Source organism: Curtobacterium subtropicum (assembly GCF_030362975.1).
In the GTDB taxonomy this organism is placed as follows: Bacteria; Actinomycetota; Actinomycetes; order Actinomycetales; family Microbacteriaceae; genus Curtobacterium; species Curtobacterium subtropicum.
In genome coordinates this window covers 171,509-196,318 of the sequence record NZ_JAUCMM010000003.1, presented here as the reverse complement: position 1 = coordinate 196,318, position 24,810 = coordinate 171,509, and the positions used below count along the sequence as shown (strand labels likewise).

Below are 24,810 nucleotides of genomic sequence, written 5' to 3'. Positions count from 1 at the left end.
GCGGGCGAACTCCACCCGTGCCCGGAGGGAGCCGTACGGGCCGCCCGGTGCTCGGACGGCCCGGTGGGCGTCAGGAGTAGACGTGCGGCGCGAGCACGCCGATGCCGCGCAGGTTGCGGTAGCGCTCGTCGAAGTCCAGGCCGTAGCCGACCACGAAGGCGTCGGGGATCTCGAAGCCGGCGTACTTGACGTCGACCTCGACCTTGGCGGCCTCGGGCTTGCGGAGCAGCGCGACGATCTCGACGCTCGCGGCCCCGCGCGACTCGAGGTTCTGCTTGAGCCAGGACAGCGTCAGGCCGGAGTCGATGATGTCCTCGACGATGATGACGTCGCGGCCGTGCAGGTCGGTGTCGAGGTCCTTGAGGATCCGGACCACGCCGGACGACTTCGTGCCGGAGCCGTACGACGAGACCGCCATCCAGTCCATGCGGGCCTGCATCTTGAGGTGCCGCGAGAAGTCCGCCATGACCATGACGGCACCCTTCAGCACGCCGACGAGCAGCGGGTCCTTGCCCGCGTAGTCGCGGTCGACCACCGCGGCGAGTTCGGCGAGCTTCTCGTCGATCTGCTCGGGGGTGAAGAGCACTTCGGACAGGTCTGCCTGGACGTCGGAGAGTTCCACCGGTCCAGGGTAACCGTCAGGACGGGGCGCGGAACGCCAGCCGGTCGCCCTCGCGGACGGCCCGCACACCCGGCAGGTCGATCGGCCCCTGGCCCCGCCAGTCGGTCACGAGTCGGCAGACCTCGAGCGTCTGCGTCCGGGACAGCGTCACGCCGAACTCCCCCTCGACGGCCAGCCGGACGAGTCGCTGGCGGAGGGCCGGCGGGTTCGCCTGCAGGCCCGGCACCGAGAGCGAGATGCCCGCCTCGGAGTGCTCGGCGAGGTCCTCCGCCATCTCCTCGGCGAAGTGGTCGAGGGCCGCGGCGTCCTCGCGGAGCTGCTCGGCGGTGCGGGCGAGCGCCTCGGGCACCCCGGTGCCGAGCTCGCGCTCCAGCGCCGGCATCAGCGTGTTCCGCACCCGCACGCGTGCGTACGCGGGGTCGTCGTTCTGCGGGTCGTCCCACGGCACGAGTCCGGCGGCGACCGTGGCCTGCCGCGTCGCGTGCCGACGGACCCCCAGGAGCGGCCGCCCGTAGGCCGGTCCGGTCGCGCGCCGCGCGAGCGCCGGCATGCCGGACAGCGCGTCCGGCCCGCTGCCGCGCAGCAGGCCGAGCAGCACCGTCTCGGCCTGGTCGTCGAGGGTGTGCCCGAACAGCACCAGGGGCGACCCCGTGTCGGCGGCGACCTGCGCGATCGCGGTGTGCCGTGCCTCCCGGGCGGCGCCCTCCGGCCCCCCGTCGGAGCCGACGTCGACCCGACGGACCGTCACCGGGTCGAGACCGAGCGATGCGGCCGTCCTGGAGGCGCGGCTCGCCACCGCCTCGCTGCCCGCCTGGAGCGCGTGGTCGACCACGACCGCGCCGGCGCGCAGGTCCTGCTTCGGCGCCTCGAACGCGGTGGCCGCGGCGAGCGCGAGCGAGTCCGCTCCGCCGCTCAGCGCGACCGTGACCAGGTCGCCTGGGTGCAGCAGCCCCTCGTCGCGTGCCTGCGACAGCAGCGTGCGGACCGCCAGCCGGGTCGCGGCGACGGCCGGGTCCAACCGGGGACGCGGAGTGTTCACCCGGTAACGTTAGCCGCGCTTTCTTCCCGCACATGAGACCAGGAGCGCACCATGACCGCGTACGACGTCGTCGTCGAGATCCCCAAGGGCAGCCGCAACAAGTACGAGGTCGACCACGAGACCGGTCGCGTGTACCTCGACCGCGTGCTGTTCACCTCGTTCGTCTACCCGACCGACTACGGCTACTTCGAGAACACGCTCGCCGACGACGGTGACCCCGTGGACGCGCTGCTGCTGCTCGAGTACCCGGTCTTCCCGGGCGTCGGCGTCAAGGTCCGTCCGGTCGGCGTCTTCAAGATGAGCGACGAGGCCGGCAACGACGCGAAGGTCCTCGTGGTCCCCGCCAAGGACCCGCGCTGGCAGCACATCCAGGACATCTCGGACGTCGACGAGCAGACCAAGGCCGAGATCGCGCACTTCTTCGAGCGCTACAAGGACCTCGAGCCGAACAAGTGGGTCAAGGCCGAGGGCTGGGGCGACGCCGCCGAGGCCGAGGCGATCGTGCAGGCCGGCCAGGCTGCGTACGTGCCCGCCGGTCACTGACGCTCGCACACACGACGGCGCCCGCGCTCCCCTCGGGGAGTGCGGGCGCCGTCGTTCGTGCGGGTCGCTCGCCGCTACAGCGAGCCGCTCGGGCGGGCGACGTAGGGCAGGAGCTGGTTCGGCAGCCAGATGCCGCGCTCGACGACGCCGACGCCGGGGCGTGCTGCCTCGACCATCGTGCCGTAGCTCGTCACGATGCTGTCGTGGTAGGCGCCGGAGACGCTGCCGTTCGACGAGTAGAACAGGATGTCGCCGGGCTGCCGCTGCGACAGCGGGACGAGGCGCCCGATCGACTTGAAGTAGTTGTACTGCCAGACGACGTTGTGGCCACCGGTCGCGATGCCCTGCGAGTTGTACGCCATCATCACCAGTCCGGAGCAGTCCCAGGTGTTCGGGCCCGCGCCGCCCAGGACGTACGCCTTGCCGAGCTGGTTGCGCGCGTAGGCGATCGCACCGGCGGCCTTCGACGGGCTCGAGACCGGTGCGGGCGCAGGGGCCGGAGCGGGGGCAGGGGCCGGTGCCGGGCGCGACGGGCTCGTGCTCGGCTGGCTCGTGCTCGGCTGGCTCGTGCTCGGCTGACTGGTGCTCGGCTGGCTCGTGCTGGGCCGGCTGGTGCTCGGCTGGCTCGTGCTCGGCTGGCTGGTGCTCGGCTGGCTCGTGCTCGGCTGGCTCGTGCTCGGCTGCGAACCGCTCGACTGCGTGCCGCTCGGGCGCGAGGGCACCGCGGACGACGAGGGGTCCGCACTGCTGCCGGAGCCGCCCGAGGTCGCCGCGTCACGCGCTGCGAGCTGCTGCTGCGCCCGCTCCGCCTGCTGTGCGTTCCAGTACGCCGTCTCGGTCGCCGTGCTCGTGCCCTTGAGGAACGCCAGCTGCTCGAGCACCTCGGACTGCTGGTCCTGCTGCTCCTGCACCCGCGCCTGCGCCGAGGCCGATGCGTCGTTGGCCTCGTCGAGCGCGCGCTCGGACTTCGCGGTCGCCGCGGCGAGGGCCTTCGTCGCCGCCGACTGCTGCGCGGCGATCGACTCGACGGTGTTCTGGTCGGTCTGCGCCTGGGCGAGCACCCGCGCCGAGCGCTCGGACAGGTGCGACACCGTGCCCACGCGGTAGAGCAGGTCCTTCGCGTCCGAGGCGTCGACGAGCATCGAGGTCGACAGGTCCCCACCGCCCGTGCGGGAGAGCTCCACGACGAGTCCCGCGACCTGCCCCGCCGACTCGTCCGCCCGCTGCTCGGCACGCTTCGCCTGCGCCGTCAGGTCGTCGAGGGACGCCTGCGCCTCCTGCTGCTGCGACACCGCCATCGCGTAGTCCTGCGCCGCCTGGAGCTCGGAGACCTCCGCGCTGTCCGCGGCGTCCTGCAGCGTCTGCAGCCGGTTGCCCAGCTCGTCCACCGTGGCCTGGGCCTGGGCGGTGTCGGCCTTCGCCTGCCGCACGTCGTCCCAGCTCGGGGCCGACGGGGCTGCCTGTGCGGGACCGGCGACGACGACCGACAGACCGATGCCGAGGACGGCGACGACCGCGGTGCAGCCGGACAGGGTGCGGGAGGAGGGCTTCATGTCTCGCTCAGGGCCTCTCGACGGCGCTGTTGCTCATACCGAGATCCCCCGCGCTGCCATGAAGGGGACCGGGTCGACGGCGGAACCGTTCACCCGGGTCTCGAAGTGGAGGTGGCACCCCGTCGACCAACCGGTGGAGCCGATCTTCGCGATCTGCTGCCCGGCCTCGACGTGCTGCCCGACGGAGACGAGGATGCCGCCGTCGACGATGTGCCCGTAGGCGGTGGAGATGCCACCGCCGTTGTCCAGCACGACCTCGTTGCCGTAGCCGCCGCCGTTCGCCGCGAACGTCACCGTGCCTGCATGGGCGGCGTAGATCGGCGCGTAGCAGGCGGGCGCCAGGTCCACGCCGGCGTGCAGCGCCCGGTAGTGCGTGTACGGGTCGACGCGGTAGCCGTAGGGGCTCGTCTGGTACCCGCCGGCGGGACGGACCCAGCCGGAGGAGTTCGGCGCGCCGCCGCCCGTGCCGCCCTGGCTCGTCGCAGCGGCGTTCCGAGCGGCTTCGGCCGCCGCAGCAGCGAGGGCGGCCTGCCGTGCCTTCTCGGCCGCGACGCCCTCGTTGTACTTCGCCTCGACGTCCTGCTCGTTCGTGGTCAGCAGGGCGAGCTGCGCCTCGAGCCGCTCCTTGTTGTCCGCCTGGGCGTCGACCGCGGACTGCGCGCGGTCGGCGGCGTCCTGGGCGGCCTGCATCTTCGCCTGGGCGGCATCGGCGAGGGCCCCGAGGGCCTTCTCCGCCTGCTCGGCACGGTCGGCGAGGCCCTGGGCGACACCGCGGTCCTGCGAGGCCTGCGAGTAGATGCCGTCGGCCTGCTCCGTCAGCTTGGACATCGCGCCGAGCTCGTACAGCAGGTCACCCGAGTCGGACGGGTGCGTGAGGATGTCCGTGGTCACGTCGTTCGCGCTCGCGCGACCGAGCTGCGCGGCGAGCTGGCCGGCCTGCGCCTCGGAGCGCTTCGCGGTGCGGCCCGCCTCGTCCGCCTGCTGCTGCAGCGTCTGCTGTTCGAGGGTCGCGGCGTCGTAGTTCGTCTGCGCCGTCTGGTAGGCCGTGCCCGCCGCCTCGGACTCCCGCTGCGCGGCCGATGCCTGCTCGGTCAGGTCCTGCAGGAGCGCCTGGATCTCGGTGACCTTGGCCTGCTGGGCGTCCTTCGATGCCTTGGCCTGCTCGACGTCCGACCAGCTCGGGTACTGCGCAGCCGAGGCCGCGGACACCGGGCCGACCGCAGCGAGCGCCCCGGCGGAGAGCACGACGGCCACCGCGGCGGCGAGGACGCGGCGGCGGTGACTGGGGACACGGAGGGAAGCAGGCGACATGATCTCGATCTCGTAACGGTGCGGCGAGGCTCGGACACGCCACACTGTCAACAGACGCAACAGTAACAACACGGGTCACGGCAGGGACACCCCCGAGCGAGGGTCCGGACCGTCCACGATGGTCGCACCGGACGCGGAGCCGGACAGCATCGGCGGGGTGCGACACGCCGGGGATGCACGCTCGAGGGCCCTCGATTTGTGCATCACGCAGACCGTCCGTATGCTTGACTCCCGGTAGCGCACGGCGCAGCTTGCGGCCCTATCGTTTAGTGGCCTAGGACACCGCCCTTTCACGGCGGCAGCACGGGTTCGAATCCCGTTGGGGTCACTCCACGTGAGTGAGCAAGCAACCGAGCAACACCACACAACACAACACATGGCCCTGTAGCGCAGTTGGTTAGCGTGCCGCCCTGTCACGGCGGAGGTCGCGGGTTCAAGTCCCGTCAGGGTCGCCACGGCTGGATAGCTCAGTTGGTAGAGCGTTCGACTGAAAATCGAAAGGTCCACGGATCGATGCCGTGTCCAGCCACGGTGAAGAGCCCCTCACGAGAGTGAGGGGCTCTTTTGCGTTCCCGGTGGGTGCACCCGGGTCGGTCGGCATCGAACCAGGACTCCGACATCGAACCAGCGCGTGCGGCTGGTTCGACGTCGGGATCGTGGTTCGACCTCGCTCCGCCCCGGTCAGACCTCGCGGGTCTTCGGGCTGCTGTCGTTCGTCTTCGCCGGGTCGCGCTCGACGACGGACCCGAGGGCGTCGTCGACGCGGGACATCAGCTCCGCGGGGATCCGCACCCCGGCAGCGCCGGCGTTGTCGCGCACCTGCTCCGGCCGCGAGGCGCCGATGATCGCCGACGCGACGTTCTCGTTCTGCAGCACCCACGCGACCGCGAGCTGCGCCATCGACAGGCTCAGCTCGTCGGCGATCGGCTTGAGCTCCTGCACCGCGGACAGCACCTCGTCGTTCATGAAGCGCTCGATCATCTTCGCGCCGCCCTTGTCGTCGGTGGCGCGCGAGCCCTCGGGCAGCGGCTGACCGGGCTGGTACTTGCCCGTCAGCACGCCCTGAGCGATCGGCGACCAGACGATCTGCGAGATGCCGAGCTCCTTCGACGCGGGGACGACCTCGCCCTCGATGACCCGCCAGAGCGCCGAGTACTGCGGCTGGTTCGAGATGAGCTGGAACCCGAGGTCCTTCGCGAGCGCTGCGCCGGCACGGAGCTGGTCAGCGGTCCACTCCGAGACGCCCACGTAGAGGACCTTGCCCTGCCGCACGACGTCGGCGAACGCCTGCATCGTCTCCTCGAGCGGCGTCTCGTGGTCGTAGCGGTGCGCCTGGTACAGGTCGACGTAGTCGGTCTGCAGCCGCTCGAGCGAGCCGTCGATCGACTCGAGGATGTGCTTCCGGCTCAGCCCGGTGTCGTTGTGCCCCTTCGGACCGGTGGGGCCGAAGACCTTCGTGGCGATCTCGAGCGACTGGCGACGCTCCCCCTTGAGGGCTTCGCCGAGGACGGTCTCGGCGCCGGTGTTCGCGTAGACGTCCGCGGTGTCGAACGTCGAGATACCGACGTCGAGTGCGGCTCGGACGCAGGCGATCGCCGCGTCGTTCTCGACCTGGGAGGCGTGGGTCAGCCAGTTGCCGTACGTGATCTCGGACACCTTGAGGCCCGAGTCGCCGAGGTAGCGGTACTCCATGTGCGTGTCACTCCTGTCGTGGAGCGCTTCGGTGCGCCCCGACCCGCGACGCTACGCGCCCGACCAGGAGGACCGGCGCAGTCGACCGGTACACTGATGTACCAGTGCTCCGGTGGGCAAGACGAAACCCCGGCGATGTGGCAGGGCCAGGGATCGTTCCGGGGTCTTCGCGAACGATGGTACAGCAGGGGGCGGTGTGAGCAGTCCGGACAGCTCGAACGTCGATCTCGAGAGTGCCCTCTCCGATCTCCTCACACGGGCGCGCCTGTCGTCGTACCTCGAGGTGACACCGTCGCTCTCGGGCGCGCTCGAGCTCTACGAGTGGAACATGCGAGCCGCAGCAAGCGTCCTCGAGCTCACTGGGATGGTGGAGATCGTCATCCGGAACGCTCTCGATCGCCAGCTGACGAGATGGGCTGCAGGCCGCGGCGTTCCCGACTGGCCGGATCATGCACCCCTGGACCCACGCGGTCGTCAGGATCTCCGCGCCGCCTCCGATCGCGCGGGTCGGGCTTCGGCACTGCCGTCCCGTGGTCGGGTCATCGCGGAGCTCCCGTTCGGGTTCTGGCGTTACCTGGTCAGTTCCCGCTACCACGCCTCACTCTGGGTGCCGTCGCTCCACCGCGCGTTCCCCTCGGGTCCAGCCGACCTGCGCGCCCGCCGTCGGGAAGTGGAGCAACGGATGCGCGGGCTCCACGTCGCCCGGAACCGCGCCGCTCACCACGAACCGATCCACCGTCGAGACCTCGAGCGCGACCGCACCGACGCGATCGACCTGCTCGGCTGGGTCGATCCCGTTGCAGCCACCTGGGCAGAGCGGACCAGCTCACTTCGCGGCGTTCTCGAGCAACGACCACGACGATCCACAGAGTGATGTACCACCGGCGCGCTGGCACTGGCGTGTGGTGTACCACTGTTCCATGCCTCGACCGATGACCACGTCGCCCGTCACCCGCACGCCCCGCCGCTCCATCGGCACCGTGGGACTCGGCGCCCTCGGGCTCAGTGCCGCCGTCCTGTCCTCGCTCGCCGGGTGCGCGGCGGAGAGCACGATCTCCGCCGGTCCCTCGTCGGCCAGGTCGACGACCTCCTCGAGCGCGAGCCCGGAGCCGGCCACAGCCGCGGCAGCGCGGGCCGTGGTCGCCCTCGTCGCGGAACGACTCGACACCGCACCCGAGGTCGCCGCCGCGAAGTACCACTCCGGGCAGCCGGTCGAGGACGCAGCACGGGAGCGCACGGTCCTCGACACCGCCCGCACCGCCGCCGAGCGGGACCACGTCGACCCGGACTGGGTCGAGGCGGTGTTCGCCGACCAGATCGAGGCGAGCAAGCAGGCGCAGACGGCCCTGCTCGACGAGTGGTCCCGGTACCCCGACCGCGCTCCCGCCGAGGCGCCCGACCTGACGACCACGGTCCGTCCGACGCTGGACCGCATCACGTCCGAGCTGGTGTCCGGCCTCGCGCGGCTGCAGGACGTTCGGGACGATCCGTCCTGCACCCGCGACCTCCGCCGGGCGGCCCGGGCGGTCCACGTCTCCGACGCGCCGGTGCAGCAGGCACTCCCGACCGCGATCGAGCACCTCTGCACAGTGGGTCCAGGGCACTGACGCGGATAGACCGTCGCGCGACCCAGCGCCGGAGGGGCAGGATCGCAGGGGCGCGGTGCACAGCGGCACCGCCGGGAGCGAAGGAGCATCCATGTCGGGATCGAGCGTGCTGTTCATCGGCGGCAGCGGCATCATCAGCGCCGCCTGTGTCCGCGAAGCCGTCGAGCAGGGGTTCGACGTGACCGTGCTCAACCGAGGCGAGACGGACAAGCGGCCGATCCCGGGGAGCGTGACGCGCCTCCAGGCCGACGTGTCGGACCGCACCGCGCTGGAAGCCGCGATCGGCGACCAGCGGTGGGACGTCGTCATCGACTTCGTGGCCTTCACGCCCGACCAGGTGCAGCGTGACGTCGATGTGTTCACCGGGCGGACCCGGCAGTACGTGTTCATCTCGTCGGCCTCGGCGTACCAGACGCCCGCGACCCATCTGCCGATCACCGAGTCGACCCCGCTGAAGAACCCGTTCTGGCAGTACTCGCGGGACAAGATCGCGTGCGAGGACCTGCTGACGAAGGCGTACCGCGAGGACGACTTCCCGATGACGATCATCCGGCCGTCGCACACCTACGACGAGACGCTCGTGCCGTTCTCGGGCGGGTGGACGGTGCTCGGCCGCATGCGCGCGGGCAAGCCGATCGTGGTGTGCGGGGACGGCAGCTCGCTGTGGACGATCACGCACGCGCGGGACTTCGCGGTCGGCTTCGTGGGGCTGCTCGACCGTGCCGAGGCGATCGGCGAGGCCTTCCACATCACCGGCGACGAGGCACCGACGTGGGACCGGATCGCGCACGAGCTCGCTGCGGCCGCGGGGGTCGAGGACCTGCAGATCGTGCACGTGCCGTCGGACGCGATCGACGCGCTCGACGCCGACTGGGGCGCGAGCCTGCTCGGGGACAAGGCGAACACCTCGGTCTTCGACAACACGAAGGTGCAGACGCTCGTGCCGGAGTTCGCGCAGACGACGTCCATCCGGCAGGGGGCGCGGGAGATCGTCGCGTGGTTCGACGCCGACCCGTCGCGCCAGGTGACGGACGAGCGGCTCGACGGCCTGATGGACCAGCTCGTGGAGCGCTGGCAGGTGCGCTGACGCGCAGCGTCCCCGCCGGAACCAGGTTCCGGACATGACACCGCGCGGTGCCGCAGTGCTGTGTCCGGAACCTTGTTCCGCGCTGGCGATGCGACGGACGGGAGGCGCGGCACCAGCCGGCACCGCGCCCCCGTCCGACAGGTGGTCGCGTCTAGCGCGCGGCCAGCACCTCGCCGAGCGTCCCGATCGCCAGGCGCACCTCGTCGTCGGTGACGACGAGCGGCGGCGCGAAGCGGATCGTCGACCCGTGCGTGTCCTTCACGAGCACACCCCGGTCGGCCAGGTCGTGCGCGATCTCCTTGCCGGTGCCGAGCGCGGGGTCGATGTCGATCCCTGCCCAGAGCCCGGCGACGCGGTGCGACACGACCCCGTGCCCGACGAGCTCGTCGAGCAGCCCGCGCAGGAGTGGTTCGCCGTCGAGCGCCCGCTGCTGGAAGGTGCCCTCGCCGAGCATCGCGACGACCTCGGACCCGACGGCGGCCGCGAGCGGGTTCCCGCCGAACGTGGAGCCGTGCTCGCCCGGACGCAGGACACCGAGCACCTCGCGCGAGCCGACGACGGCCGACACCGGGACGATGCCGCCGCCCAGGGCCTTGCCGAGCGTGACCAGGTCAGGGCGGACGCCGACCCGCTGCACCGCGAGGGTGTGCCCGGTGCGCCCGAGCCCGGACTGGATCTCGTCGGCGACGAACAGCGCGCCGAACTCGTCGCAGACGGCGCGGACCTGCGGCAGGTAGTCGGCGGGCGGGATGACCACGCCGCCCTCGCCCTGGATCGGCTCGAGCAGCACGGCGACGACGGTCTCGTCCATCGCTTCCCTGAGCGCACGAGCGTCGCCGTACGGCACCGTGCGGAAGCCGGGCGTGTACGGCCCGAAGTCCTGACGGGCCGAGGGGTCGTCGGAGAACGACACGATCGTCGTGGTGCGGCCGTGGAAGTTCCCGGACGCCACGACGATGGTGGCCTGCCCGGCCGGGACGCCCTTGACGCGGTAGCCCCATGCACGGGCCACCTTGATCGCGGACTCGACGGCTTCGGCCCCGGTGTTCATCGGGAGCACGAGCTCGGTGCCGGTGAGTTCGGCGAGCGCCGACGCGAACGGGCCGAGGCGGTCGTTCACGAACGCGCGGCTCGTCAGGGTCACGCGGTCGAGCTGCGCCCGGGCGGCGTCGAGCAGCCGGGGGTTGCCGTGGCCGAAGTTCACCGCGGAGTACGCGGCGAGTCCGTCCAGGTAGCGCTTGCCGTCGACGTCGGTCACCCACGCGCCGTCGCCGGACGCGATGACGACCGGCAGCGGGCTGTAGTTGTGGGCGAGGGAACGGTCCTCGACGGCCAGGGCAGCGGCGGTGGCACTGCCGTGTGCGGCGGACGCGGCGTCGCCGAACGCGCCGGTACCCGTCTGGGTACCGGCTCCGGTCGCGGTGCTCACGGCTACCGCGCGACCGAGGTGCCGGTGCCGACGGGGTGCAGGTCGAGCGTGCAGCACTTCACGCCGCCGCCGCCGAGCAGCAGCTCGGACAGGTCGACGCCGATCGGGTTGTAGCCCTTCTCCCTGAGCTGCGTGGCGAACGTGGTGGCCCGCGAGGCGATCACGACGTTGTAGCCGTCGGAGTACGAGTTGAGGCCGAGGATCGCGGCGTCCTCCTCGGTCGCGATGATCGCGTCCGGGAAGCGCTCGCGCAGGATCGCCAGCGAGGGCTCGTCGAAGGCGCTCTCGAGGTAGGCGATGTTGCTCGTGCCGTCGGCCGCGGGCTCCGGGTCGAGCACGGCGATGGCGGTGTCGAGGTGGTAGAAGCTCGGGTTGATCAGCTTGAGGGTGACGACCTCGCGGCCGTAGAGCTCGGCGAGCTCCTCGTGCGAGGTGCTGTCGGAACGGAAGCCCGTGCCCGCGAAGATCGTGTTCCCGACGAGCAGGAAGTCGCCCTCGCCCTCGTTCGTCTCGCGCGGCTCGGCCACGGTCAGGCCCGCGCTGCGGAACCAGTCCATGTACGCGGGGCCCTCGGGCTGGCGCTCGGGGTACTGGAACTTCGCGCCGTACGCGACGCCGTCGAGCACGAAGCCACCGTTGGCCGCGTAGACCATGTCCGGCAGGCCCTCGATCGGCTCGATGTACGAGATGTCGAAGCCGAGCTGCTCGTAGACGTCGACGAGGGACTGCCACTGCTCGACGGCCTTCGACGTGTCGGTCGGCTCCTCGGGGTGCATCCACGGGTTGATCCGGTAGCTGACCGTGTAGTGCGTCGGCTTGCACATCAGGATCGTGCGCTTCGTGGCGACACGTGCCGGTGCGGCCTGCGGTTCGGTTGCGGTGTTCGACATCAGTCCTCCTGGGACTTCTGGCCCGAGCCTGCCAGGAACCACCACGGGTGAAGCACTCCGGTGAGATGCAGGCTCACTCACCGCAGCGGACCAGGTCGACGCCAGCAGCAGTCTGACACGAACGGTCCGGTCGGTGCAGTACCCCGTTCGCGAGCGCGTGGCACCCGTTCGGGTGACGCACGATTCCTGCGTCGGACCCACCTGGCTCGCAAGAACCCCGCGTACGATTGACGAACATGGACACGCTCGACCACCGCATCCTGGACCAGCTCCGGGAGAACGCCCGCGCCGGCTACGGCGACATCGGGTCGGTGGTCGGACTCTCGGCGTCTGCAGTGAAGCGTCGTGTCGACCGGCTCGTCGCGGACGGTGTGATCCAGGGCTTCACGATCAAGGTCGACCCCGCTGTCGAGGACCGTGGCACCGAGGCCTGGGTCGAGCTGTACTGCCGCGGCACCGTCTCCCCCGACGAGCTCCGCACGCTGCTCGACACCGTGCCCGAGGTCGTCGACGCCGGCACGGTCACCGGCAGCGCCGACGCCGTGGTGCACATGCGCTCGCGGGACCTGCCGGCCCTCGAGCTGGCCCTCGACCGGGTGCGCCTGGCTCCGCAGGTCGACCACACCCGCAGCGCGATCGTCCTGTCGAAGCTGGTCTCCCGCGAGTCCGCCTAGCCCCGGCGCGTAGGGTCGCGTCCGTGGGACGTGAGCGGACAGCCAGGAGGCACGGCGCGCCTCCCGGACGACCGCCGGCGGCCCGCACCCTGGTCGCCGCCGCCTCCGTGGCGTACCTGGCCAACTGCCTCTGGGGCACCGCCGTCGCGGTCCGGCTCATCCGGACGAAGAAGCTGCGCGTCGTGCACCACGGCCTCTTCGTCGTCACCGCGACCCTGACCGGCGTCGCCGCGACCACCCCGGTGTGGACCCGCGACCGCTCGGCGCTCTTCCTGCTGCCGGCACTCGTCCCGCTCGCCCTCGCCCCGCGCACGAACCCCCGCTCGCGAGCACACTGGAGAGTCGCGGTCGCCGCTGCACCGTCCTACCTCGGGGCGCTGCTGGCGCGGCGCTGACCACGACGACGAGACACGAGGGACGTGAGTGGAGCTCTTCGAGGCGATCCGACGCCGACGCACGACCAACGGGGCGTTCCTGCCCGACCCGGTGTCCGAGGAGCACCAGCGGTTGCTGATGGAGCTCGCAGGACGGGCGCCCTCGCAGCTGAACAGTCAGCCCTGGCGGTTCGTCCTGGTCGAGGAACGTCCGACGATCGACCGCATCGCCGAGATCAGCGGCAGCTCGATGACCCGGACGATGGCGGCGGGCACGTTCTTCGAGCGCTACAAGCCGTACTTCCGGTTCTCGCAGGCCGAGATGGACGAGCGGCGCGACGGGATGCTGTTCGACAAGCTGCCCCGACCCCTGCGTCCCTTCACGAAGCAGGTGTTCACGAAGCGCGGGCAGCTCATGATGAACGCGCTGCGCGTGCCGCAGACCCTCGGCGAGGAGAACCGGAAGCTCGTCGCCGGTTCGCCGCTGCTGCTCGGCGTGATGCTCGACCGGCACGAGTACCGGAAGGAGGAGCTCTCGGGCTTCTACTCGGTGTTCAGCATGGGGGCCGCGATGGAGAACGTGTGGCTCGTAACGACGGAGCTCGGTCTCGGGATCCAGTTCGTGTCCTTCCCGATGGAGACCCCCGGCGCGTGGGAGGAGATCGAGGGGCTGCTCCGGGTCCCGCCGGAGCTCGAGCTGATGGCCGTGTACCGGATCGGGTACCTGCCGCCGGAGCGTCGACGTCCCGCGATCGACTGGACCTCGAGCGAGCGGAAGCGCCCGTCGCAGTACGTGTTCCGCGGGACCTGCGACACCCCGCAGCAAGGGTGGGACGACGTGCCGGACGCTGGCCGAGCCACGGACGGGACCGTCTCGTGACCGCCGGAACGCGTGGCGGAGGTGGGGCGGGCCTCCCGGCCGTCTCGCCGGAGGCACCGCCACTCCGCGGCACGCCCTGGATCGCGCAGGACTGGCTCGACGTGGTGTTCGTGCACTGGCGCGTCGACGTGTCGGCGGTGGCGCCGCTGCTGCCCGCGGGGGCGTCCCCGGACACGATGGCGCCCGACGGGACGGACGACGGGACGACCACCTGGGTGGGTCTCATCGGCTTCCGGTTCACGGAGACGCGCTTCCCGCCCCTGGGCCGCCTCGGCCGGGCCGGCCGCATCGGCGACTTCGTCGAGGTGAACGTGCGGGTCTACACGCGCGACGACCAGGGGCGACGAGGCGTGGCCTTCCTGTCGCTCGACGCCGGGAAGCTCCTGCCGACCCTCGGCGCGCGGGTGGCGACGGGCCTGCCGTACTGGTGGGCGCACGCGGCGATCCGGAAGTCGGACGGTCGCGTCGGGTACGCGATGCGTCGACACGGGACGCACCTGCGGTCGGCCTTCGACGTGCGCGTGGGCGACGTCGTCGCGGAACCGACGCCGCTCGAGACGTTCCTGACGGCCCGGTGGGGCATGCACGTGCGTCGGGTGGGCGCGACGCGGTACTGGCCGAACGAGCACGAGTCGTGGCCGCTGCACCGGGCGTCGCTCGTGTCGCTGCGGGACGACCTGGTCGCGGCCGCGGGGCTGCCCTTCGGGCTGTCCGGGCTGGAGCCGGACTCGGTGCTGTACTCGCCGGGGGTGACCACGCGCTTCGGGCGGGGGCGCTGACGGCGGCGGTCGCGTCGGCGCCGGCTGCAGTGTGCGCTGGGTGCGCTGCTTGCGCTGCTTGCGCTGGCTGCGCCGCTTGCGCTGCGTGTCGCGTCGGCCGGGAGGCACGGCTCCGGCTGCTGGGACCCGTCGCGGTGCGCGGTGGGTAGCGTCCACCGCGTGACCGGTGGAGCGCAGCAGCAGGACGTCCGACGCCGCGCGGGATGGCTCCCGCAGGACCAGAGCGGGCTCGAGGCCTGGCTCCGCGGCCGCCGCGAGCGGCACCAGGAGCGCGACCCGGACCGGGCACTGCACCCCGCGGTCTCCGCCCTGCGCGACCTCGTCGAGGGCGACCCCGTGCTGCGGATGCACGCGCACCAGATGATCGAGCAGGTACCCGTCGGTCGGCGGTACCGGGACCGGCACCTCGACTCGTTCGGCGAGCTGCTCGAGCTCGTCGACGAGGTGATCACGACCGCGCCCGAGTACAGCGACGAGCAGATGGTGATGACGCCGCTCGACGGGGTGCTCGACTGGACGAAGGCCACGCCCGCGGGTTCCGCGTTCTACCGGGACCCCCGCGTGAACGAGGCCCTGCGGTCGATCCTGCAGGGCTGGTGCGACTTCCTGTCGAGCGACAAGTCCCTCGAGGTGCTCGTCGACGCCCCCTCCGGCTGGTGCAGCGACGCGGCGCGTCGGGCGGTCGGCATGGACCGGTTCGAGCACGACGCCGACGCCGAGCACTGGGGCTTCACGTCGTGGAACGACTTCTTCACCCGGCGCTTCCGGGACGGCGAGCGTCCCGTCGCCGCACCCGACGACGACGCGGTCGTGGTCAGCCCGTGCGAGGCCACCCCCTACCGGATCGCCAGCCGCGTGCACCGGCTCGACGAGTTCTGGGCGAAGGCCGAGCCGTACTCGGTCGAGGAGCTGCTCGCCGGGGACGAGACCGCCGACCTGTTCGTGGACGGCACGGTGTGGCAGGCCTTCCTCAGTGCGCTCGAGTACCACCGTTGGCACAGCCCCGTGGCCGGCACCGTCCTGCGCGCCTGGGTCGAGCCGGGCACCTACTTCTCCGAGGCCACGTCGCAGGGCGCCGACGCCGCCGAACCGCAGCTGTCGCAGGGGTACCTGGCGCACGTCGCCACCCGGGCGATCGTGCTCGTCGACGCGGACGACCCGACGATCGGCACCGTCGCGGTCGTGTTCATCGGGATGTCCGACGTGTCCTCGTGCGTCATCGGCGAGGGCATCGAAGCCGGCGCCCGGGTCGGCAAGGGCGACGAGCTCGGGTACTTCCAGTTCGGCGGGTCGTCGGTGTGCGTGCTCTTCGGGCCGGACGTCGTCGAGTCGTTCTCCCTCGGGGCCCTGCCGCAGGCGCCGGAGGAGGAGCCGGCGGTGCTGCCCGTGCGGTCACTCCTGGCGACGGCGCGGCGGCGGTCGGTGGACTGAGCCGGCCCCGACTGCGTCCGGGGGACACCGGCTGGACCGGCGTGGACGCGGACCTGCGTACAACGGACAGCATGACGCGCGTGGCAGTGGTGACCGGTGGTTCGGCAGGACTCGGACGGGCGACCGTCCGTGAGCTCGCGGCACGGGGCTGGGACGTCGCCGTCCTCGCCCGAGGTCGTGACGGGGTCGACGCCGCGGTCGCCGAGGTCGAGGCAGCCGGACGTCGCGGGCTCGCGCTGATCGCCGACGTCGCCGACCGCCAGGCCGTCGAGGCCGCCGCCGAGCGCACCGAGCAGGAGCTCGGACCGATCGACCTCTGGGTGAACTGCGTGATGGTCGGCGTCTTCGGACGCTTCACGGACACCGGCCCCGACGACTTCGAGCGCGCCGTCGACGTCAACTTCCTCGGCTTCGTCAACGGCACCCGTGCGGCGCTCGCCCGCATGGTGCCCCGTGACCGCGGCCACGTCATCCAGGTCGGTTCGGCGCTGGGCTTCCGCGGCATCCCGCTGCAGGCGGCCTACTGCAGCGCCAAGCACGCCATCGTCGGCTTCACCGAGTCGGTGGTGTCCGAGCTCACCGAGCAGGGCAGCAGGGTGGCCGTGAGCCGCGTCGACATGCCGGCGCTCAACACCGTGCAGTTCAACTGGGTGAAGTCGCTCCTGCCGCACCACCCGCAGCCCGTCGCCCCGATCTACCAGCCCGAGGTCGGTGCCCGCGCCATCGCCGTCACCGCCGAACGGCCCCGCCGTCGCACGTGGGTGGGCGAGTCGACGGTCTACACGATCCTGGGCAACCGGATCAGCGGCCGGTTCGCCGACTGGTACGCGGCGAAGACCCTGGTGAGCGGGCAGCAGGCCGAGCAGAAGGACGGGCAGTCCCTGCCGACGAACCTGCACGAGCCCGTCCCCGGCGACCACGGGGCGCACGGTGTCTTCGACGACTCGGCGCACGCCTGGTCGCCGCAGACGTGGTGGGTGGAGCACCGCCGGCTCGGCAACGGGATCATCGGCGCCGCCGTCGGTGTCGCGGGCGCGATCGCCCTGGCCGCAGGGAAGCGCCGGTGAGCCGCCGCGGCGATCGTCGGCAGCGGGCCCGCTGGGTGGAGGGCCTGCGGGCGGGCATCGGCATCGCCCACCTGGTCGCCTCGCGCGGGTCGACCGGTCGGGTGGCGGTGTTCGGCCGGGTGCTCGGCGCACGTCAGCTCGTGCAGGCCGCGCTGCTCGCCCGTGCGGCGTCACCGGAGGCGCACGTGCTCGGTGCTGCGGTCGACGCCACGCACGGTGTCTCGATGGTGCCGCTCATCGCCCTCGACCGGCAGACGCGCGGGTTCGCCGCCCGGCAGCTCGTGGTCGCGGTGGTCCTCACCGCACTCGAGGTCGGGCTCGTCGGCACGGGACGCAGACGCCCGCGCCGACGCTGACCCGTCCGGAGCCGGCTACTCGACCTCGTCGCTCGGGTGCTCCTCCTCGACACCCGTCTCGTCCATCCGGTCGCGCAGGTGGTCGGCCATGGCGCCGGCACCCTCGTGCCCGTGGTCGTGCTCGACCTGCTCGACCAGGCCGTGCAGCTTCTCCTCGTTGGTGGCCTCGGTGGCGCCGTCCATCACGGGGGCGGTCTGGACCTCGTCGTCGTTCGATCGTGCGTTCATGCACCGGACGCTACGCCGGAGCGTGGTCCACGGAGCCGAGGACGGTCAGCCAGCGTGCAGGCGAGCCGCTCGAGCGTGACCGGCCCGGTCCGTCAGAGCCGCAGCCGGCTGAACGCCCGCGAGACGTCCCCGTGTCGGTGCGCCGTGACCGAGACCGTCTGCTCCCGCAGGAAGTGCAGCATCTCGACGATGCCGGACTCCACGGCGGGGTCGTCGTGGATGGTCGTCTCGGTGCCGGCACCCAGGGCCTCCTCGAGGGCACGGGCGTCACCGCCGAGCAGCCGCACGCGTGACCCCGGTCCGCCGAAGGCCACGTTGCGGCGCGGCTCGGCCCCCTGCGCGAGGACCAGGTCGATCGGGTCGAGGTCGGGCTCCGTCCCGTCCGACCACCCGTCCTGCAGCAGGGTGCCCGCGGCGGCACGGCCCAGGAACGTGGCGTCGTCCTCCACGACCTGGTCGACGACGTCGAGGGGCGACCGTGCCCGCGAGAACAACGGCAGGAGTTCGGCGGGCAGGGGGCGGGCGGTGCTGAGGAGCACGTGCGCGCGGGCGGCGGTCGCGGCGACGAGCACGCGGACGAGCTCGCCGGCGCCGACCCCGGAGGACTGCCGGACCACGACCGACTGCGGGCGGAAGCGGATGACGTTCCGCTCGAGGACCAGGTCGGCGGTGTCCCGCGACCGGCCGTACAGCGACGCCCGGGCCGCGGCGTCGCTCTCGGCTCCGGCGCGCACGCGGTCGAACTCCTCGAAGGACAGCCCGGCACGCGCCGCCTCGATGACGGCGGTGACCCGGTTGCCGAGCCCCTGCAGCTGGATGCTCCGGTGCGGCTGACGCCGGGTCGGGTCCCACCGGTCCGCGCCGATCACGGACAGCGGGCCGCCGCGGTGCACCGTCGGTCCGACCGCGGTCCCCCGCCACCCGCCGACGGGCTGGCGTCCCGGTCGTGCGCCGGTCGTCGGCCGGTCGACCACGAGCACGCCCGCGCGGGTCCGGTCGGACCAGGTCGCGACCTCGTCGGGGTCGAGCGTGTGGAGCGCCGCGACGGAGCCGCCGTCGACGGAGTGCTGCAGCGCGATCGCCTCGTCGAGGGTCTCCACGCGGACGACGTCGAGCACGGGTGCCGGCACCGCGGACCGCGACAGGTCGGCTGAGGCGCGGACGCCCTCGCGGACACCGGGTGACCAGAGCCGCCCGGTGTCGTCGAGCGCGACCGGTTCGACGAGCCAGGACTCCCCCGGACGCAGCTCGGTGAGCGCGGTGCGCACGGCACCGGCCGGCTCGGCGACGAGCGGCCCGACCTGCGCGGCGGCGTCCGTCGGCCACGCGGTGCGGAGTCCGCGGACGGCATCGGCGAGCTGCGCACGGAAGCGCTGGCTCTCTCCCACGGAGCCGACGAGCACGAGCAGCGACACCGCCGACGACGCCTGTCCGGCGCGGTCGAACGCCGATGCGACGACGTCGCGCACCGCCTGGTCGAGGTCGGCCGAGGGCGTCACGACCGCCGTGACCACCCCGGAGGTCTCGGCCACGAGGGGCAGGTCCGCGCGCCACCACCGGTAGGAGCGGGCGGTCTCGGGCGTGCCGGTGAGCACCACGCGGTCGACGGCCGGGTGCGCGACGAGGTCGCGGGACAGGTCGCTGCCGTCGAGGTCGACGAGCTGGAGCAGGGAGTGCGGCACCCCGGCGTCCCAGAGCACGTCGGCGAACACGGCACCGGTCCGTCGGGCGGCGGTGGCCGGCTGGAGCACGACCCCGCTGCCCGCGGCGAGCGCCGTGAGCACGCCGTCGGCGGCGTCGAGGAGCGGCGCGTTCCACGACGGCACGACGACCGTCAGCCGCGGCGGCACCGGCACGGCGCCGTTGATGTCCTCCAGGTGCCGCGTCCGGTCGGCCGCGTGCATCGCCGCGTCGACGGCCCGGCTGACCTCGCCGTCGGCCTCGGTCAGGGTGAGGCCGACCTCGGCGATCATCGTCTCGACCAGGGCACCCCGGTGCGTCTCGAGCGCGTGGCCGATCAGGTCGAACAGCTCGGCGCGGTCCTCCGGGTCCTGCCGCCCCCAGTTGACGCCCGCCTGGGCGGTGCGGGCGACCAGCCGCTCGAGTCGCCCTCGGTCGGTGATGCGGGCGGCGCGGATCGTCCGGACGCCACGCTGCGACTCCGGGACCCGAGCGAGCAGCTCGGCGGCCCAGGCGCGGTTGCCCGGTGTCGAGGGATCGGTGTCGGGGGTGTTCTCGGCGGCCGACCGCAGCACCGGGTCACCCGGCGGCCGGCGGCGGTCCTGGGTGCGTCGGGTGGGCGGCGCGGGTCGGACGAGGGCGGCCACGGCGTCGACGTGCTCGGCGGTGGCCCGCTCGACGGCGGCGGTGTCACCCGCCGGGCCGGTCGTGCCCACCGCGGCCGGGCCGGTCGCCACGGACCGGTTGTCCGCGACCTCGCGCAGGCGGCGGGCGAGGTACGGGACGGCGGCGTCGAACGCGTCGGGTCGCACGAGCGGGACGCCGAGGACGACGCGACCGAACGCGGTGCGCAGGACGTCGGCGTACCGGGTGGTGCCGAGGAGCACCTCGGGTTCGACGGCGTCGAGCACGCCACGCCGCTCGGCGAGCACGTGCGCGGTCGCGAGGGCGAACGGGTCGTGGGTGGCGACGCCGACGTGCACGGCGTCCGTGCGCTCGGGATCGATCGCCGTGTCGAGCAGGCGCAGGAACGCGGTGTCCGTCGTGCGGGTGTCCGCGGTCACGGCGAGCGGTCGGCTCCCGAGCACGGCGTCGACCCGCTCGGCGGCGAGCAGCGTGCCCTTGGTGAACCGGACCCGCACGGGCGCTCCGCCGGTCGCTCGTCGCTCGCGGGCCGCCGTCGTCACCCGGTCGAGCAGGTCGAACGACTCGGGCAGCTCGGCGGGCAGGGTCACCCCGAGGGTGAGGCCCGCCGTGCCGTCCTGACCGAGCAGCGCCAGCAGCACCGCGACGGTGCGCTCGACGTCCTGCGCCCGGCCGGACTGCAGGGTGACCACGGGCGGGGTCGGTCGGCTCGCCGCGGTGTGCAGGAGCGGTGCGAGGTGCTCGACCGCGTCGGTGACGGCGGCGTCGAGGTCCCACGGGGACACCGGTGGCAGCACGGTGTCGAGGTCGATCGTGACGGCGGCGACGTCCTGGTGCAGGAGCTCGTCGATCGCCGCCAGACGCCGGTCACGGCCGGCGGGTCCGAGGACGGCGGGGCCGAGCAGGGCGACGTCGACCCGGGTGTCCGGACCCCCGACCTTCGCGAGCGCCGCCGGGGTCCGGGCTGGCGTGGCGTCGACGACGAGGTGTCCCGCGAGCCGCCGGAGCACCTTCCGCGCCGAGGGGACGACCGCCCACGGCGCCATGGTCGCGAAGCCGCCGCCGACCGTCACCGCGCCGCGGAGGTACCAGGCGAGGTCGTCCGGGACCGCCCGGCTAGCGCGCTCGAGGTTCCGGGCGACGACCTTCGGGTCCTCCGGCCGGACGACGACGTCCACGAACGTGCGGGCGAACTCGGCACCGCGCTCGTCCGCCAGCAGCTCCGCCAGGCGCGCGGCCGCGGGCTCCGGCTTCACCCCGCGCGCTGCCTCGATCCACCCCTGTGCCAGCGTGACCACGTCGTCGGTGCAGTCTCGGAGGTGCGGGGTCGGCATGGAGTGATCGTATGCCGGGCGTCCGACGTGACCTCTGAGCGCGCCGAGTGCCGCCCAGGAGTCAGCCGAACGGATGATCCTCGTGCCCGTGACACCGCCGCTGGATACGCTGGCCGTCATGGCGGAGCAGGGCGGCGAGGGGCACGACTGGGCGACCTGGGACGCGTTCCACGACGTCTGGCGTCGGCTCGACCGAGCGCTCGACCACGCCGTGCAGGAGGGCGCGGGCATCTCGATCCCCGAGTTCGAGATCCTGATCGGTCTGCAGCGGGACCCCGACCACCGGCTGCGGGTCCGTGACGTCGCAGCCGGCATCGGGTGGGAGAAGTCGCGGGTGAGCCACCAGGTCACCAGGATGGTCGCCCGCGGGCTGGTCGCGCGGGCGGACTGCCCGACCGACGGCCGCGGCAGCTGGGTGACGATGACGAGCGAGGGTCGTCGCGCGGTACTCGCCGGCATCCGCGCGCACACCGCGGCCCTCGAGGAGCTGTTCTGGAGGCCCGTGGCGACCGATGCGGACACCCTGCGGTCCGTCTCGCACCGCGTCCTCGACGCGCTCGGCCCGGTCGACCCACAGGACTGAGCAGGGTCGGCTCAGCGGACGGCTGCGAGCACCTCCGCGACCGCTGCGGCCGTCACGTCGGCGCGCTCGTGGTCGTCCGCGGTGAGCGTCACGACGGCGTCGGCGACCGGGTCCAGGAGCACGAGCTGCCCGTACGCCCCGTGCAGTCGCCACGTCCGTCCGGGGCCGCCCCACCCGGCCAGGGCGTACCGGTCGTACGACGGCGACGACCCGGCCACGACCCAGTCGGTGTGCATCGCGTCGACGATCGCCGCGGGCACGAGCTGTCGGCCGTCCGCCACGCCGCGGTCCCGCAGCAGCCGCCCGATCCGTGCGACCTCCACGGTCCGGAGCCACAGCCCGGCGCCGGCGACGACGTGGCCGAGCGGGCAGCGGTCCCACCGGACGTCGTCGATGCCGAGCGGGGTGAGGAGGCGTTCCTGCACGAAGGCACCGACGTCACCGACCCGGGCGGCCAGGGCCCGAGCCGCCGTGTAGGTACTCGCGTTCGCGTACTGGAAGGACCGCCCGGCGGTCGGCCGTCCGAGGAACTCCCGCGCGAGGTCCGGCCAGTCGGTCGTCTCGGTCGGCGACCACGGCATGTCGATCCCGCTCGTCATCGTCAGCAGGTGCCGGAGCGTGACGTCCTGCCCACCCGGGCCGAGCACGACGTCGGGCAGCAGCGCACCGACGGGCTCGTCGAGGGTGAGCAACCCGTCGTCCTCGGCGATCCCGACGGCCAGGACGACCACGCCCTTGGCGACCGAGTGCACGTCACGGCGGACGTCGGCGGACCAGTGGTGCTCGGCGGTGTCACCCCCGACCAGGACGTGCAGGCCGTGGGCACGGAAGCCCGTCCGCTCCACCTGGCGGACGACGGCGTCGAGGACGGGTGCGGCGCGGTTCACCCCGCCATCATCCCGTGCGTCCGGACAGGTCGGTGCTCGCGAGCGGACCACCCGCTCCGCGCAGCCGGACCTGCACCGCGGCGATGTCGTCGCGCCGGACGTCGGTCGACGCGGACAGCCCGCGGGCCTCCGCGCCGGAGGCCGACCACGACGCCACGGTCTGTTCGGAGCCGTCCTTCCGGACCACCACCAGGTCGTACATCACCGAGCCGTCCGACGACCAGTCCTTCCCGCCGTACGAGCAGCCCCAGTCGAAGCGCGTGCCCCACTGCTCGCCGCTCACCGCCAGGTCGACGTCGAGCCCCTGCGATCCCGTCAACGTGTAGCGGTCACCCGCGGCCGGGGACTCCGGAGCGCTGGTCGTCGGGGCACCGCCCGCCTCCACCGTTCCGCCGCGGTCGGCGGCGGTGCCGACGGCGAGCCCGCCGAGCACGGCGACGGCGACCGCGAGCCCCGCGGTCGCGGCGACCCAGACCCGGCGACGGCGGCGACGGTGGCGGACGCGGTGCGCGACGGCGGCGAGGGTGCCCTCGGGACGGGTGTCGCGCCTCCCGTCCGGTTCCGCGATCTCGACCGCCTGGTCGGCCGGGAGCTTCGCCAACAGGCCGGGCAGTCCGACCAGCTCCGCGACGGCCGCGGTGCAGCGGTCGCACGTCTCGAGGTGCCGCTCGTACTCGAGCCGCTCGTCGGGCGGCAGCGAGCCGAGGACGTACGCGGCGTCCCACTCGTCGTAGCGGTCGTGCGCGGTCGGGTCCACGCTCATCGGGTCACTCCTCGTTCCTGCAGTGCGAGCCGGAGGGCTCGCAGCCCGTAGTGCAACCGCGACTTCGCGGTGCCCTCGGGGATGTCGTGTCGTCGTGCGATCTCGGGCACGGTGTGGCCGAGCCAGTAGGCGTCCACCACCACGCGGCGGTGGTCCGGGCTGAGCGAGGCGAGCGCGTCCGCGACGACGATGCGGTCGAGGACCGCGTCCGTGCGGTCGGCCTCGGCGCGGTCGACCGGGTGCTCGGAACCCTGCTCCCGTCGGTTGCGTGCCGACCGGGCGTCGTCGACCACCAGGTTGCGGGCGACGGTGAAGAGCCAGGCGCGGGCGCTGTCGGGTGCTCGCTCGAGCACGGACGGACGCTGCCACGCGCGCACCATGGTCTCCTGCACGACGTCCTCGACGGTCGAGCCGTCCCGCGTCAGGTGCCGGACGTAGCGCGTGAGCGCGTCACCGTGCTCGCGGTACAGCGTCGCCAGCAGCTCGTCGGCGGAACGGCTCGTCACGGTCACTTCGCCAGGTCGAGGGAGAACTCGACGGAGCCCTTCCCGTCCACGGTGACGAAGCCGAGCGACGGGGCCTCGACCCCGTAGTCGGCGAAGGTGATCGGGACGGAGCCGACGACCTGGACCCCACCGTCCTTCGTCACGGCGACCTGCGCGTCGGCCGTGACGGGCTCCTCGACGCCGTGCAGGTCCATCGTGCCCGTGAGCGTGACGTCCTGCGTGCTGCCGTCGAGGGCCCCGGAGACGTCGACGGGCTCGGTGAGCGCGAACGTGGCCGTCGGGTACCGGTCGGTCTGCAGGGCCTGGGTCCGGAAGTACTCGTCGCGGCGGGACTCGGGCGTGCTGATCGACGCGACCTGCACCGTCACCGTCGCCTTCGTGAGGGTCCCGCCGTCGACCGTCGCGGTGCCCTGCACGTCCTTCGTCCGTCCGACCACGTTCACATCATTGCCCTGCAGGACCTCGTGCACGCGGTACCCGGCGTACGAGCTGCTCGTGCTCGTCCAGGTGCCGTCGGCCTGGGCTGCGTCGAGCGTGCCGCCGGAGCCCGACGGCCCGGCGCTCAGCGAGGGGGCTGCGGCGGCCTGGCCGTTGACCGTGTTCGCGTAGATGACCGGGCCGGCGATGACTGCTGCGGCGCCGATGACGACGACGCCGGTGGCGATGCCGATGATGACCTTCGTGCGTGTGCGGAGTCCCATGCCCTGACGACGAGACAGCGGGCCGGATCGTTCACCCGGACGCGCGGAAGGCGCCGTCCCCGTGGTCGGGGGCGGCGCCTTCTCGTGGTGGTGCTGGTGCGGGTCGTGCCCGCGGGGGCCTTACTTGACCAGTGCTTACTCGACCAGTG

Annotated in this window: 25 protein-coding genes, 3 tRNA genes and 1 pseudogene; 16 read left to right on the top strand and 13 right to left on the bottom strand. The window is 72.7% G+C overall.

The window, feature by feature from the left end:
* Window positions 1-70: 70 nt before the first annotated feature.
* Window positions 71-622 (bottom strand): hypoxanthine phosphoribosyltransferase, encoded by a 552-nt coding sequence (gene hpt / locus QUG98_RS06280; RefSeq protein WP_031272831.1) that lies wholly within the window; start codon window positions 620-622, stop codon window positions 71-73.
* 16 nt (window positions 623-638) lie between these two features.
* Entirely contained in the window at window positions 639-1,661 is a 1,023-nt protein-coding gene (gene tilS, locus QUG98_RS06275; protein WP_289469750.1) for a tRNA lysidine(34) synthetase TilS, read from the bottom strand.
* A 51-nt stretch (window positions 1,662-1,712) separates the two neighbouring features.
* Here tilS and QUG98_RS06270 point away from each other — a divergent pair, with 51 nt between their 5' ends.
* A complete protein-coding gene (locus tag QUG98_RS06270; protein WP_058730187.1) occupies window positions 1,713-2,204 on the top strand; it encodes an inorganic diphosphatase in 492 nt (163 codons plus the stop codon).
* 74 nt (window positions 2,205-2,278) lie between these two features.
* Here QUG98_RS06270 and QUG98_RS16585 read toward each other — a convergent pair whose 3' ends face one another.
* Complete coding sequence (locus QUG98_RS16585; protein WP_353067833.1) at window positions 2,279-2,653, bottom strand: C40 family peptidase; 375 nt, start codon at window positions 2,651-2,653, stop codon at window positions 2,279-2,281.
* On the opposite strand from QUG98_RS16585, the pseudogene QUG98_RS16580 reads away from it, so the two are divergent.
* Window positions 2,549-2,866 (top strand): annotated as a pseudogene (locus QUG98_RS16580) (hypothetical protein); the annotation flags it as partial. The gene QUG98_RS16585 and the pseudogene QUG98_RS16580 sit on opposite strands and share 105 nt — an antisense overlap.
* A 924-nt stretch (window positions 2,867-3,790) precedes the next feature.
* On the opposite strand, the gene QUG98_RS06260 reads toward QUG98_RS16580, so the two are convergent.
* Window positions 3,791-5,068 carry a M23 family metallopeptidase gene (locus QUG98_RS06260; protein WP_289469748.1) on the bottom strand — a complete coding sequence of 426 codons (1,278 nt, stop codon included), beginning with the start codon at window positions 5,066-5,068 and terminating at the stop codon, window positions 3,791-3,793.
* 255 nt (window positions 5,069-5,323) lie between these two features.
* Here QUG98_RS06260 and QUG98_RS06255 point away from each other — a divergent pair.
* The 3 genes from QUG98_RS06255 to QUG98_RS06245 all read left to right on the top strand — a co-directional run bounded on the left by QUG98_RS06255 (window position 5,324) and on the right by QUG98_RS06245 (window position 5,597).
* Window positions 5,324-5,396, top strand: a tRNA-Glu gene (locus tag QUG98_RS06255).
* A gap of 50 nt (window positions 5,397-5,446) precedes the next feature.
* A tRNA-Asp gene (locus QUG98_RS06250) sits at window positions 5,447-5,523 on the top strand.
* Window position 5,524: 1 nt separating this feature from the next.
* Window positions 5,525-5,597, top strand: a tRNA-Phe gene (locus QUG98_RS06245).
* 152 nt (window positions 5,598-5,749) lie between these two features.
* Here QUG98_RS06245 and QUG98_RS06240 read toward each other — a convergent pair.
* The gene (locus tag QUG98_RS06240) at window positions 5,750-6,760 is read right to left on the bottom strand and encodes an aldo/keto reductase family protein (RefSeq protein ID WP_289469747.1); all 1,011 of its coding nucleotides are present in this window, start codon (window positions 6,758-6,760) and stop codon (window positions 5,750-5,752) included.
* 196 nt (window positions 6,761-6,956) lie between these two features.
* Here QUG98_RS06240 and QUG98_RS06235 point away from each other — a divergent pair, with 196 nt between their 5' ends.
* The 3 genes from QUG98_RS06235 (at window position 6,957) to QUG98_RS06225 (ending at window position 9,454) form a co-directional block, all read left to right on the top strand.
* Window positions 6,957-7,634 (top strand): hypothetical protein, encoded by a 678-nt coding sequence (locus tag QUG98_RS06235; RefSeq protein WP_289469746.1) that lies wholly within the window; start codon window positions 6,957-6,959, stop codon window positions 7,632-7,634.
* Window positions 7,635-7,692: 58 nt separating this feature from the next.
* The gene (gene aroQ, locus QUG98_RS06230) at window positions 7,693-8,367 is read left to right on the top strand and encodes a gamma subclass chorismate mutase AroQ (RefSeq protein WP_289469745.1); all 675 of its coding nucleotides are present in this window, start codon (window positions 7,693-7,695) and stop codon (window positions 8,365-8,367) included.
* A 91-nt stretch (window positions 8,368-8,458) separates the two neighbouring features.
* Window positions 8,459-9,454, top strand: a complete 996-nt coding sequence (locus QUG98_RS06225) for an SDR family oxidoreductase (protein ID WP_289469744.1) — start codon at window positions 8,459-8,461, stop codon at window positions 9,452-9,454.
* Window positions 9,455-9,605: 151 nt separating this feature from the next.
* Here QUG98_RS06225 and rocD read toward each other — a convergent pair whose 3' ends face one another.
* Both rocD and ddaH read right to left on the bottom strand, forming a co-directional pair.
* Window positions 9,606-10,790 (bottom strand): ornithine--oxo-acid transaminase, encoded by a 1,185-nt coding sequence (rocD, locus tag QUG98_RS06220; protein ID WP_289469951.1) that lies wholly within the window; start codon window positions 10,788-10,790, stop codon window positions 9,606-9,608.
* 95 nt (window positions 10,791-10,885) lie between these two features.
* Complete coding sequence (ddaH, locus tag QUG98_RS06215) at window positions 10,886-11,773, bottom strand: dimethylargininase (protein WP_289469743.1); 888 nt, start codon at window positions 11,771-11,773, stop codon at window positions 10,886-10,888.
* Between the two features lie 236 nt (window positions 11,774-12,009).
* On the opposite strand from ddaH, the gene QUG98_RS06210 reads away from it, so the two are divergent.
* The 7 genes from QUG98_RS06210 to QUG98_RS06180 all read left to right on the top strand — a co-directional run bounded on the left by QUG98_RS06210 (window position 12,010) and on the right by QUG98_RS06180 (window position 17,334).
* A complete protein-coding gene (locus QUG98_RS06210; RefSeq protein ID WP_058729711.1) occupies window positions 12,010-12,447 on the top strand; it encodes an Lrp/AsnC family transcriptional regulator in 438 nt (145 codons plus the stop codon).
* 23 nt (window positions 12,448-12,470) lie between these two features.
* Window positions 12,471-12,842, top strand: coding sequence for a hypothetical protein (locus QUG98_RS06205; protein WP_289469742.1), 372 nt, complete (start codon window positions 12,471-12,473; stop codon window positions 12,840-12,842).
* Window positions 12,843-12,870: 28 nt separating this feature from the next.
* Window positions 12,871-13,701, top strand: a complete 831-nt coding sequence (locus tag QUG98_RS06200; protein ID WP_289469741.1) for a nitroreductase family protein — start codon at window positions 12,871-12,873, stop codon at window positions 13,699-13,701.
* Window positions 13,698-14,480 (top strand): YqjF family protein, encoded by a 783-nt coding sequence (locus QUG98_RS06195; RefSeq protein WP_289469740.1) that lies wholly within the window; start codon window positions 13,698-13,700, stop codon window positions 14,478-14,480. The genes QUG98_RS06200 and QUG98_RS06195 overlap by 4 nt, the downstream gene beginning before the upstream one ends.
* Before the next feature lie 159 nt (window positions 14,481-14,639).
* Window positions 14,640-15,911: a phosphatidylserine decarboxylase family protein gene (locus QUG98_RS06190; protein WP_289469739.1), complete on the top strand. Its 1,272-nt coding sequence runs from the start codon at window positions 14,640-14,642 to the stop codon at window positions 15,909-15,911.
* 71 nt (window positions 15,912-15,982) lie between these two features.
* The gene (locus tag QUG98_RS06185) at window positions 15,983-16,978 is read left to right on the top strand and encodes an SDR family oxidoreductase (protein ID WP_209684630.1); all 996 of its coding nucleotides are present in this window, start codon (window positions 15,983-15,985) and stop codon (window positions 16,976-16,978) included.
* Window positions 16,975-17,334, top strand: a complete 360-nt coding sequence (locus QUG98_RS06180; protein ID WP_289469738.1) for a hypothetical protein — start codon at window positions 16,975-16,977, stop codon at window positions 17,332-17,334. The genes QUG98_RS06185 and QUG98_RS06180 overlap by 4 nt, the downstream gene beginning before the upstream one ends.
* 15 nt (window positions 17,335-17,349) lie before the next feature.
* On the opposite strand, the gene QUG98_RS06175 is transcribed toward QUG98_RS06180, so the two are convergent.
* Both QUG98_RS06175 and QUG98_RS06170 read right to left on the bottom strand, forming a co-directional pair.
* Window positions 17,350-17,562, bottom strand: coding sequence for a hypothetical protein (locus QUG98_RS06175; RefSeq protein ID WP_289469737.1), 213 nt, complete (start codon window positions 17,560-17,562; stop codon window positions 17,350-17,352).
* 92 nt (window positions 17,563-17,654) lie between these two features.
* Window positions 17,655-21,221 (bottom strand): proline dehydrogenase family protein, encoded by a 3,567-nt coding sequence (locus QUG98_RS06170; protein WP_289469736.1) that lies wholly within the window; start codon window positions 21,219-21,221, stop codon window positions 17,655-17,657.
* Between the two features lie 118 nt (window positions 21,222-21,339).
* On the opposite strand from QUG98_RS06170, the gene QUG98_RS06165 reads away from it, so the two are divergent.
* Window positions 21,340-21,804 (top strand): MarR family winged helix-turn-helix transcriptional regulator, encoded by a 465-nt coding sequence (locus QUG98_RS06165; protein ID WP_289469735.1) that lies wholly within the window; start codon window positions 21,340-21,342, stop codon window positions 21,802-21,804.
* Window positions 21,805-21,815: 11 nt separating this feature from the next.
* On the opposite strand, the gene QUG98_RS06160 is transcribed toward QUG98_RS06165, so the two are convergent.
* The 4 genes from QUG98_RS06160 to QUG98_RS06145 are packed head-to-tail and all read right to left on the bottom strand — an operon-like array spanning window position 21,816 to window position 24,661.
* On the bottom strand, window positions 21,816-22,691 hold the full coding sequence (locus tag QUG98_RS06160) for a serine hydrolase domain-containing protein (RefSeq protein ID WP_289469734.1): 876 nt from the start codon (window positions 22,689-22,691) through the stop codon (window positions 21,816-21,818).
* A gap of 7 nt (window positions 22,692-22,698) precedes the next feature.
* Window positions 22,699-23,454 (bottom strand): anti-sigma factor family protein, encoded by a 756-nt coding sequence (locus QUG98_RS06155; protein WP_289469733.1) that lies wholly within the window; start codon window positions 23,452-23,454, stop codon window positions 22,699-22,701.
* A complete protein-coding gene (locus QUG98_RS06150) occupies window positions 23,451-23,966 on the bottom strand; it encodes a sigma-70 family RNA polymerase sigma factor (protein WP_289469732.1) in 516 nt (171 codons plus the stop codon). The genes QUG98_RS06155 and QUG98_RS06150 overlap by 4 nt, the downstream gene beginning before the upstream one ends.
* Window positions 23,963-24,661, bottom strand: a complete 699-nt coding sequence (locus tag QUG98_RS06145; protein ID WP_289469731.1) for a YceI family protein — start codon at window positions 24,659-24,661, stop codon at window positions 23,963-23,965. The genes QUG98_RS06150 and QUG98_RS06145 overlap by 4 nt, the downstream gene beginning before the upstream one ends.
* Window positions 24,662-24,810: the final 149 nt, after the last annotated feature.